This window comes from Acidocella sp. MX-AZ02 (genome assembly GCF_000306035.1).
Taxonomy (GTDB): Bacteria; Pseudomonadota; Alphaproteobacteria; order Acetobacterales; family Acetobacteraceae; genus Acidocella; species Acidocella facilis.
Window position 1 is genome coordinate 681,745 of the sequence record NZ_JH976207.1, and the last position, 10,260, is coordinate 692,004.

At 66.9% G+C, this 10,260-nt stretch carries 8 protein-coding genes; 4 read left to right on the plus strand and 4 right to left on the minus strand.

What is annotated here, in order from left to right; all coding sequences use genetic code 11:
* The 4 genes from MXAZACID_RS19120 to MXAZACID_RS03405 form a co-directional block, all read right to left on the minus strand.
* Positions 1-566: helix-turn-helix domain-containing protein (locus tag MXAZACID_RS19120; RefSeq protein ID WP_008492670.1), on the minus strand; the 566-nt coding region annotated here is incomplete at its 3' end.
* Positions 567-611: 45 nt separating this feature from the next.
* Positions 612-2,885, minus strand: a complete 2,274-nt coding sequence (locus tag MXAZACID_RS03395; protein ID WP_008492671.1) for a putative PEP-binding protein — start codon at positions 2,883-2,885, stop codon at positions 612-614.
* Positions 2,869-3,906: a nitronate monooxygenase family protein gene (locus MXAZACID_RS03400; protein ID WP_008492672.1), complete on the minus strand. Its 1,038-nt coding sequence runs from the start codon at positions 3,904-3,906 to the stop codon at positions 2,869-2,871. The genes MXAZACID_RS03395 and MXAZACID_RS03400 overlap by 17 nt, the downstream gene beginning before the upstream one ends.
* 2 nt (positions 3,907-3,908) lie before the next feature.
* The gene (locus MXAZACID_RS03405; protein WP_008492673.1) at positions 3,909-5,123 is read right to left on the minus strand and encodes an aspartate kinase; all 1,215 of its coding nucleotides are present in this window, start codon (positions 5,121-5,123) and stop codon (positions 3,909-3,911) included.
* 75 nt (positions 5,124-5,198) lie between these two features.
* Here MXAZACID_RS03405 and ubiG point away from each other — a divergent pair, with 75 nt between their 5' ends.
* From ubiG to parC, 4 genes are all read left to right on the plus strand, one after another.
* Entirely contained in the window at positions 5,199-5,906 is a 708-nt protein-coding gene (gene ubiG, locus MXAZACID_RS03410; RefSeq protein ID WP_008492674.1) for a bifunctional 2-polyprenyl-6-hydroxyphenol methylase/3-demethylubiquinol 3-O-methyltransferase UbiG, read from the plus strand.
* Positions 5,907-5,988: 82 nt separating this feature from the next.
* The gene (locus MXAZACID_RS03415) at positions 5,989-7,122 is read left to right on the plus strand and encodes a M20 family metallopeptidase (protein WP_008492675.1); all 1,134 of its coding nucleotides are present in this window, start codon (positions 5,989-5,991) and stop codon (positions 7,120-7,122) included.
* A 211-nt stretch (positions 7,123-7,333) separates the two neighbouring features.
* The gene (recO, locus tag MXAZACID_RS03420) at positions 7,334-8,074 is read left to right on the plus strand and encodes a DNA repair protein RecO (RefSeq protein ID WP_008492676.1); all 741 of its coding nucleotides are present in this window, start codon (positions 7,334-7,336) and stop codon (positions 8,072-8,074) included.
* Positions 8,064-10,260, plus strand: a 2,197-nt coding sequence (gene parC / locus MXAZACID_RS19125) for a DNA topoisomerase IV subunit A (RefSeq protein ID WP_008492677.1), incomplete at its 3' end; no start/stop codon positions are given. The genes recO and parC, both read left to right, overlap by 11 nt.

Sequence of the window (10,260 nt, forward strand, 5' to 3'; positions counted from 1 at the left end):
GTCGGCCTGGTGCTGGCTGCCGGCTGGGAGGGCGTGGCCGGGCCTGGGGGGCTCGCAACCGGCGCCGTGGCCGGCGGCGGGGTGACTTTCGGCGGCGTCGCCAAAGGCTGCAGCTCGGCCGGGACATGGGTGACGCTCTGGTCCAGCCGACGCTGCTGCTCGGTATGGCGATACCAGAGCCCGTAGCCGGCGACGACCAGCACGATGCCGATCAGCACGATCGCGCCTTTCGGCACGCCGCGATCCGGCACCGGGGCAAGGAACTGGATTTCCGTTTTCTCCGCCTGGCCGAGCTGCCCGGCATCGCGGAAGCGGCGCAGGATCTCCTCGCCATCCAGCCCCAAAGCCTGGGCATAGGTGCGCACGAAGCCGGTGCGATAGGCGGTGCCGGGCAAGGAGGAGAGATCCCCCGCCTCGATCGCCACCAGAAATTCCGGGCGGATGCGCAGGCCCTCGGCCACATCCGGCAATTGCCAGCCCAGCCGCTCGCGCACTTCGCGCAGGCCCGCACCGACGCGCGCGCCGGAATAGGTGGCTTCAGGCTCCATGGTGTCGGGTCCGGTCATATGGTCTGGCATATCCATGTCTTTTAACCCGGAATCGGATATCCCTCAAATTGCGAGATTATGTTCTCGCGCCCACACCGCCAGCGGCTCGCGAATGCTCCCGCCAGCGGCCCCGGCGCGGCGCAATTCCCGCAGCACCGGGCGCAGCGCGTTGAGATCCGCCTGCACCAGCACGGATTTCACCTTCAGGATCGAGCTGCCGGACATCGACAGCGTGGTGATCCCCAACGCCGCGAAGGCCAGCGCATCCAGTGGCCGACCGGCGGCCTCGCCGCAGATGGAGAGCGGCACGCCGGCCTCCTGGCAGAGTGTCACCAGCTTTTCCAGCATCTCCAGCACCGGGGCGGAAAGTGTGTCGTAGCGGTCCGCCAGCTCCGGCGTGCCGCGGTCGGCGGCGAAGAGGAACTGCATCAGGTCGTTGGTGCCGACCGAGATGAAATCCGCCTCGGCGAGCAGGCCGGGGAGCTGAAAGAGCAGCGAGGGGACTTCCAGCATGGTGCCTGCGTCCAGCGTCTCCGGCGCGGGGCGGATGCGCCCGGCCTCGGCCTCCAGCAGGTCGCGCGCGGCGCGGAATTCCTCCACGGTGGCGACCATCGGGAACATCACCCGCAGCGGCCGGCCTTGCGCGCCCAGCAGCAAAGCGCGCAGCTGGCGGCGCAGGATGGCCGGGCGGTCCAGCCCGATGCGCAAGGAGCGCCAGCCCATGGCGGGGTTTTCCTCGGTCTGCGCGGTCTCGCCGGGGAGCAGCTTGTCGGCCCCCAGATCCAGCGTGCGGAATTGCACCGGGCGGCCCTTGGCGCGGTCCATCACCTTGCCATATTCGGCCGCCTGGCCGGCCACATCCGGGATGCCGCCGGCGGCCAGGGCGGCGATTTCGGTGCGGTAGAGGCCGATGCCGTCGGCGCCGGTCTTGTCCAGCTGGTCCAGCTCCAGCGCCAGCCCGACATTCATCATCAGCTTCAGCTCGGTGCCGTCCTTGGTGATGGCGGGGACGTCCCGGTAGCTGGCCAGGGTGGCGGCGCGCTCGTCGCGCGCGGCCATGGCACGGTCATAGACCTGGATCACCTCCGGTTCCGGGCGCAGCACCAGCGTGCCGTCCTCGGCGTCCAGCAGCGCCTGGTCGCCCTCGACCGCGGCTTCCACCGCGCCGCGATCCACCTGCAGCGTGGGGATGGAGAGGGCGCGGGCGAGGATGGCGGCGTGGCCGGAGGCGCTGGCCTCCTCGATGGCGATGCCGGCGATGCCGCGCGTATGCCAGTCCAGCAGATCCGCCGGGCCGAGGCGGCGGACGATCAGGATCATCCCATCCGCGCGCTCGGGCTTCGGCGCCATGCCGCCCAGGGCCACCATCAGCCGGTTGATCATGTCCTCGATATCGGCGAGGCGCTCGCGCAGATAGGGGTCGGCGATGCGGCGCATGCGCTCGCGCAGCTGCCGGGCGATCTTGTCGACAGCGGTTTCGGCGGTGAGGCCGTCATTGATCGCGGCGCGCACCTGGGCCAGCCAGCCGGAGCTCTGCGCCACCATCCGGTAGGCATCCAGCACATCGCGCGAGGCGTTGCCGCCGGGCATGTTGGCGCTGATCAGCCCGTCGAGGGATTTATTCGCCTCTTCCACCGCGATATCGAGCCGGGCCAGCTCGGCCTCCGGGTCCTCGGTGAGCAGCTTGGCGATGGGGGCGGCGGCGCCATAGGCCAGCACCGCGCCCCGGGCGATGCCGGTGGAGAGCACATGCCCGGCATAGCGGCGGGGCAGGGAATCCGAGAAGCCTTCCTGGCCGATATCGGCGGCGCCGGCGCGGGCCAGGATCTCGGCCAGCAGCATCGCCACAGTGGCCAGCGATTCGACCTCCACGGGCGCATAGGCGCGCACTTCGCGGGACATCACCGCGATCACGCCCAGCGTGCGCCCGGCGCGCTTCACCGGCACCGCGAGCATCGAGGCCATGTTCTCCTCGCCGGTTTCGGCGCGGTAGACATAGCGGGGATGGTTCTGCACGTCGGGCAGGTTCTGCACGTCGCCGGAGGCGGCGGCGAGGCCGACAATGCCTTCGCCCACCCGCAATTTGGTGCGCCCGACGGCGGAGACATTCAGCCCATGGGTGGCGGCGAGTTCGAGGATCTCGCCCGGGCGGGTGACGTAAATGACGGTGGCATCAGCCACCAGACCCTCCGCCACCAGCTTGGCGAAATCCGCCAGCGAGGCGGTGCCGGTGGCGAGATTCTCCCGCAGCGCGGCAAAAAGCTGCCTGGTATCGCCGAATTTCGGCTTTTTGCGCCGGCGTGCCGGCGTGGAAGGAGGATTATGCTCCTGTGCCACGCGCCACCAAGGCGGCGAGGGCCTGGGCCCGCAACGCCGCAATGATCTCGGCCACCGGCTGCACCGATGTCACCATGCCCACAGATTGCCCCGCCATCACGGAACCAGTCTCCACATCGCCGTCGATCACCGCGCGGCGCAGCGCGCCGGCCCAGAAATGCTCAATTTCCAGTTGCGCGGCGGTTTTGTCCAGTTCGCCGGACTGGAATTTTTGCACCACCTCCGCCTGGTGACGCATGAAGCGCTTGGTGCCCTCATTGATCAGCCCGCGCACCGGGATCACCGGGAAGCGCTCATCCAGCTGCACGCTGGGCAGCGCGTCGCGGGCGGCGGCGCGGATGAAGGCTTTTTTGAAGTTTTCGTGGGCGATGCTCTCGCTGGCGGCGGCGAAGCGGGTGCCGAGCTGCACACCGGCCGCGCCCATCTCCAGATAGCCCAGCATCGCCTCGCCCCTTCCGATGCCGCCGGCGACGAAGACCGGCACTTCGGTGATGTGCGGCAGGATTTCCTGCGCCAGCACGGTGAGCGAGACCGGGCCGATATGACCCCCGGCTTCCGAGCCCTCGATCACCAGCGCGTCGGCGCCGAATTTGACCAGGCGCTTGGCCAGCACCAAAGCCGGGGCGAAGGCGACGACCTTGGCACCCCCATCCTTCGCCGCCTTGATATGCGCGCCCGAGGGGATGCCACCGGCAAACACCACATGCCCGACCTGCTGGCGGATGCAGATCTGCACCAGCTCATCGAGCTGCGGGTGCATGGTGATCAGATTGACGCCGAAGGGCTTGTCGGTCAGCGCCTTGGTTGCCTCGATCTCTTTTTCCAGCAAAGCCGGGGGCATCGCGCCGCAGGCGATGACGCCGAAGCCGCCGGCATTGGAGATGGCGGAGACCAGATGCCGCTCGGACACCCAGCTCATCGCCCCGCCGAGAATGGCGTGGCGTGTGCCAAGGAAGGCGGCACCCCGCTGCTGCAGGGCGTCCAGCGTGTCGTTTGCGGCAGTCTGGTCCAGCTCAGCCATGCTCAGCCATCGAGCCCATAGGCGGTGTGCAAGGCGCGCACCGCCAATTCGGTATATTCGGCCGCGACCAGCACCGAGACCTTGATCTCGGAGGTGGTGATCGCCTGGATATTGATGCCGCGCGCCGCCAATGTTTTGAACATCGTGCCGGCGACACCGGCATGGCTGCGCATGCCCACGCCGACAACGGAGAGCTTGGCGACATTCGGGTCCGAGTTGATCTCGGCATAGCCGATCTCGGCCTTGGCCTGCTCCAGCACCAGCAAGGCGCGGGCCATGTCGGTCTTGCCGACGGTGAAGGTCATGTCCGTGGTGCCGTCGGCGGCGACATTCTGCACGATCATGTCGACATTAATGGCCGCATCCGACAGCGGCACGAACACGGCGGCGGCGACACCCGGGCGGTCCGGCACGCGGCGCACCGTGATTTTGGCGTCGTCCCGCGAATAGGCGATGCCGGCAACGATTTCCTTTTCCACGACCTCTTCCTCATCAACAACCATGGAGCCCGGCTTGTCAGCGAAGCTGGAGAGCACCTGCACGCGCACGCGCTCTTTCATCGCCAGCTCGACCGAGCGGGTCTGCAACACTTTCGCACCGACCGAGGCGAGCTCCAGCATTTCCTCGTAGGTGATCTTATGCAGTTTCTTGGCATTCGGCACGATGCGGGGATCGGTGGTGTAGATCCCGTCAACGTCCGTATAGATATCACATTGGTCCGCCTTCAGCGCGGCGGCAAGCGCCACGGCCGAAGTGTCCGAGCCGCCGCGGCCCAAAGTGGTGATGCGGTTATCCGGGCCGATGCCCTGGAAGCCGGCCAGCACCGGGATCTGGCCCTGCTGCATGCGCGAGATCAGCTCCTCGCCATCGATGCTCTCGATGCGGGCCTTGCCGTGCTCGCCATTGGTCTCCACCGCCACCTGCCAGCCCTGCCAGGAGCGGGCTTCCTGCCCCAGCTCCTGCAGCGCGATGGCGAGCAGCCCGGCGGTGACGTTCTCGCCGGTGGCGACCACCGCGTCATACTCGCGCGCATCGAACAGCGGCGAGAGGGACTGGCAATAGCCGACCAGCTGGTTGGTGACGCCGGACATGGCGGAGACCACCACCGCGACCTCGTTGCCTTTATCAGCCTCGGCCTTGACGCGCTTGGCGACATTCTTGATCCGGTCGAGGTCGGCGACGGAGGTGCCGCCAAATTTCATCACGATGCGCGCCATGGACAAACCTTGAGAACTGGAACCTTGTGGAATTCGGGCCGGGGCGTCACATAGCGGCGGAGTAAGGATAGGGCAATGAGCCAGGGGTCAGTGATTGCGGAAGAAATCGCCCGGTTCGACGCGCTGGCGGCGCGTTGGTGGGACGCGCGGGGGCCGATGCGGCCCTTGCATATGCTCAATCCGGTGCGCGCCGGCTGGGTGGCGCAGCGCGTCAGGCGGGCGAAAGGCGAGGGGGTCTCGATTCTCGATGTCGGCTGCGGCGCCGGGCTGCTGGCCGAAGCCCTCGCCAAGGACGGATTCGCGGTGACCGGGCTGGATGCCGGGGCGGAGGTGATCGACGTGGCGCGGGGCCATGCGCAGGGGCAGGGGCTGAACATCACTTACCGCCATGGCACCGCCGAGGGGCTGGCGGCGGAGGGGGCGAGCTTCCCGGTGGTCACCGCGCTGGAGATCATCGAGCATGTCGCCGATCCGCTGGAATTCCTGAAAAGCCTGCGCGCCTTGCTGGCGCCGGGCGGCGTTTTGTTCCTCTCCACCCTCAACCGTACCCCGCAAAGCTATGCGGTGGCGAAATTCGGGGCGGAATATGTGCTGCGGCTGCTGCCGGTGGGCACGCATGACTGGAAGATGTTCATCAAGCCCGAGGAGCTGGGGCGGCTCTGCCGCCAGGCGGGGCTGCGCCTGACCGACACGGCGGGCTTGAGCTATTCCCCGCGCCAGGCCGGGTTTACGGTGAGCCGGGATCTCTCGGTCAACTATATCGCCATGGCGGTGGCGGCGTAGGAGACACCATATAAGGGACTGGTACAGCTTTTGCTTGAAGTTGTTGCCTGAGCTGTGAAATTGCTGCGTTGAGGAGTGCGCTATGCCGGATGATTTCGCGACCACACTGACCGCATGGCGGCATCATCTCCACACCCATCCGGAACTCTCCCGCCAGGAGCGCGAGACGGCCGCCTTCGTCTGCGCCCGGCTGGATGAGCTGGGGATTCCCTACGAGGCCGGCATTGGCGGGCATGGGGTGGTGGCCAGCCTGAAGCGCGGCAATTCCAACCGCTCGGTGGGGTTGCGCGCCGATATGGATGCGCTGCCGATCCCCGAGGCCACCGGCAAGCCCTACGCCTCGACCAGGCCGGGGGTGATGCATGCCTGCGGGCATGACGGCCACACGACCTCGCTGCTGGGGGCGGCGATGCTGTTGAAGGACGATCCGGACTGGTCCGGGCAGATCCATCTGGTGTTTCAGCCGGCCGAGGAAGGCTATAAGGGCGCGCACGCGATGGTCGAGGACGGGCTGTTCCAGCGTTTCCCGATGGAGCGCATTTTCGGCTACCATAACTGGCCGGGGCTGGAAGCCGGGACGGTGATGGTGCATCCGGAGTCGGTGATGGCCGGGGCGGTGAATTTCGTGGTGACGATGAAGGGCAAGGCCGGCCATGCCGGGATGCCGCATCTCTGCATCGACCCGGTGCAGGGCATCGCGCAGCTGATCGTGGCGGTGAACAGCATCGTCGCGCGCAATCTGCCGCCGATCCAGTCCGGCGTGATCTCCACCTGCATGTTGAAGGCTGGGGAGGCCCGCAACCAGGTGCCGGAAAGGGCTTCGATGGAGGGCACCATCCGCGCTTATACCACCGAGAGCATGGAGCTGCTGAAGCGCCGCCTGACGGAGACGGCGAAGGGCGTGGCGATGGCGCTGGGGCTGGAGGCGGATGTGTGGCTGGGCGAGGAGCTGTCGCCGACCGGGAATGTGCCTGAGCAGGCGGAGTTGATGGCCCAGGCCGCCGCCGAGGCCGGGCTACGGGTGCGCCGCGACATGGAACCGACGATGGGGGCGGAGGATTTTGGCCGTTTCCTGGTGGATGTGCCGGGCGCCTATGCCTGGGTCGGCAACGGCCCCAGCTCCGGCCTGCACAGCCCGACCTATGATTATAACGACGAGATCTTGCCGTTGGCGGCGAAGCTTTTGGCGAGCACCGCGAAAGCGGCTTTGAGGTAATGTTATAAAAGTTTTTTGGTGCCGCTTTTTTTTCAAAAAAGCGGCGAAGAACGTTGGGGCGGTGACGACGACGTCGCCCACACCCCGAACTTTCTTGGGGTGTTTTTGAAAAACACCCCACCCCTCCGGCGGCTTTCCACCGCCGCTGGGCGGCGGCGGAACCTTGGCCGCCTCCGCCCTCCAAAAACTTTTGCTCATTGGGGACCACGCCATGGAGATTGAGGGGCCGGGAATCGTTGTCGAGCGCGTCCCCCATGGCGAAGGGGATTATCTCGTCACGCTGCTGAGCCCCGACGGGCTGCGCCGGGGGCTGGCCAAGGGCGGGGCCTCGCGCCGGCAGGGCGGCATCTGGGAGCAAGGCAATATCGTCGCGGCGCGCTGGGTGGCGCGGCTGCCCGAACAGCTCGGCGCCTATAGCGGCGAGCTGGTGCGCCCGGTGGCGGCGCTGGCGATGCAGGAGCCGGACAGCCTGGCCGTGCTGCGCGCCGCCTGCCAGCTCACTGCCCAGGCCCTGCCCGAACGCGAGGCCGCGCCCGAGACCTTCCAGGGGCTGCTGCGGCTGCTGGCGGGCATCGAGATCAAAGGCGTCGCGCTGCCAGCACTTTGCCGCTGGGAGCTGGTGCTGCTGCGGGAGCTGGGCTTCGGGCTGGATTTTTCCTCCTCTGCCGGCGGCAATGACCGTCTGGCTTACGTCTCGCCCCGCACCGGGCGGGCGGTGACCCTCTCGCAGGCCGGGGACTGGGCCAGCCGGCTGCTGCCCTTGCCGGATTTTTTGCTGGATGAGAGCGAGCCGGACCTCAAGGATTGCGTGGCGGCATTGCGCCTGACCGGGCATTTTCTCGCCCGTGACCTGTTCGGCGCCCGCCACCGCCCCCTTCCGCCGGCGCGCGAGGCTCTTTATGAGCAACTTTCCCTGAGGCTTGAGGAGAAGGAGCGCGGCGATGCCGGATGATTTCGGGCAGGTGGAGGATCTGGCGCTCAGCAACGCGCTCTCCGAGCGTTACCTTGCCTATGCGCTCTCCACCATCATGTCCCGCTCGCTGCCAGATGTGCGCGATGGGCTGAAGCCGGTGCATCGCCGGCTGATCTACGGCATGCATCAGCTCAAGCTCGATCCGCGCTCGGGCTTCAAGAAATGCGCCCGCGTGGTCGGCGACGTGATGGGTAAGTTCCACCCGCATGGCGACAGCTCGATCTATGAGGCGCTGGTGCGGCTGGCGCAGGATTTCTCCTCGCGCTTCCCGTTGATCGAGGGGCAGGGGAATTTCGGCAATATCGACGGCGATAACGCTGCGGCGATGCGCTATACCGAGTCGCGCCTGACCGAGATCGCCGAATATCTGCTGCGCGGCATCGATGAGGATGCGGTGGATTTCCGCGCGACCTATGATGGCGAGGAGCAGGAGCCGGTGGTGCTGCCCGGCGCCTTCCCGAATCTGCTCGCCAATGGCGCCTCCGGCATCGCGGTGGGCATGGCGACCTCGATTCCGCCGCATAATGCCGGGGAGGTGTGCGCGGCGGCGTTGCATCTGATCGCCAACCCGGACGCCACCACGGCCGAGCTGCTGGCGCATATGAAGGGCCCGGATTTCCCCACCGGCGGCGAGCTGGTGGAGGATGAGGCGACGATTCTGGCGGCCTATGAGACCGGGCGCGGCTCTCTGCGCACCCGGGCGGTGTGGGCGAAGGAGCCGGCGAAGAACGGCACTTGGAATATCGTCGTCACCGAAATTCCGTATCAGGTGCAGAAATCCCGGCTGGTCGAGCAGATCGCGCTGCTGCTGGGGGATAAGAAGCTGCCGCTGCTGGCGGATGTGCGCGATGAGAGCGCCGAGCAGATAAGGCTGGTGCTGGAGCCCAAGAACCGCAGCGTGGATGCGGACATGCTGATGGCCTCGCTCTTCCGCGCCACCCAGCTGGAATCCCGCTTCTCGCTGAACATGAACGTGCTTGCGGATGGGCGGAACCCGAAAGTGATGGGGCTGAAGGCGATTTTGCGCGCCTGGGCGGATCACCGGCATGAGGTGCTGGTGCGCCGCTCCAACCATCGGCTCGCCGCCATCGCCAGGCGGCTGGAGATTCTGGATGGCTATATCAAGGTCTTCCTCAATCTGGACGAGGTGATCCGGATCATCCGCTTCGAGGACAAGCCGAAGGAGCAGCTGATCGCCACCTTCGAGCTCTCCGAGGTGCAGGCCGAGGCGATCCTGAATATGCGGCTGCGCGCCTTGCGCAAGCTGGAAGAGATGGAGATCCGCAACGAGCATAAGAAGCTCACCGCGGAGCAGAAGGGGCTGCTGGGGCTGCTGCAGAGCGAGACCAAGCGCTGGGCGAAAATCGCCGAGGAGATCGCCGAGGTGCAGGCGAAGTTCGGCGCCGGGCCGCTGGGCGCGCGGCGGACCAAGATTTCCGCGGCCGCGCCGATGGTCGAGATCGTCGCCGAGGCGCTGGTGGAGCGTGAGCCGATCACCATCATCCTCTCCGAGAAAGGCTGGATCCGCGCCCAGAAGGGGCATCTGGCCGATGGCGCGGAACTGAAATTCAAGGAGGGCGACAAGCTGTTCGCGATGCTGCCCTGCCAATCCACCGACAAGGTGGCGCTGCTGGGCACCAATGGGCGCGTCTATACCATCAAGGCCTCCGACATTCCGCGCGGGCGCGGCGATGGCCAGGCGATCCGGCTGATCATCGAGCTGGCGAATGAGGACGGGGTGCTGATGCTGTTCGTGCCCGATCCTGAGCAGAAATATCTGGTCGCCTCCTCCACCGGGCGGGGCTTTATTCTGCCGGGGGCGGAGCTTGCCTCCGAACGCCGGGCGGGCAAGACCATTCTGGTGGTGAAGCCCGGCGAGGAATGGGTGCTGTGCGTGCCGGCGAATGGCGACCATGTCGCGGTGATCGGCCAGAACCGCAAGCTGCTGGTGTTCCCGCTGGAGCAGCTGCCGGAGATGCCGCGCGGCACCGGCGTGCAGCTGCAGAAATACAAGGATGGCGGGCTCTCGGATGCCAAGGTGTTCACCCTGGCCGAGGGGTTGAGCTGGAGCATCGGCGAGCGCGTGCGCAATGAGGGCAAGCTGACCGAATGGCTGGGGGCGCGCGCGGCGGCCGGGCGGCTGCCGCCAAACGGCTTCCCCAAAT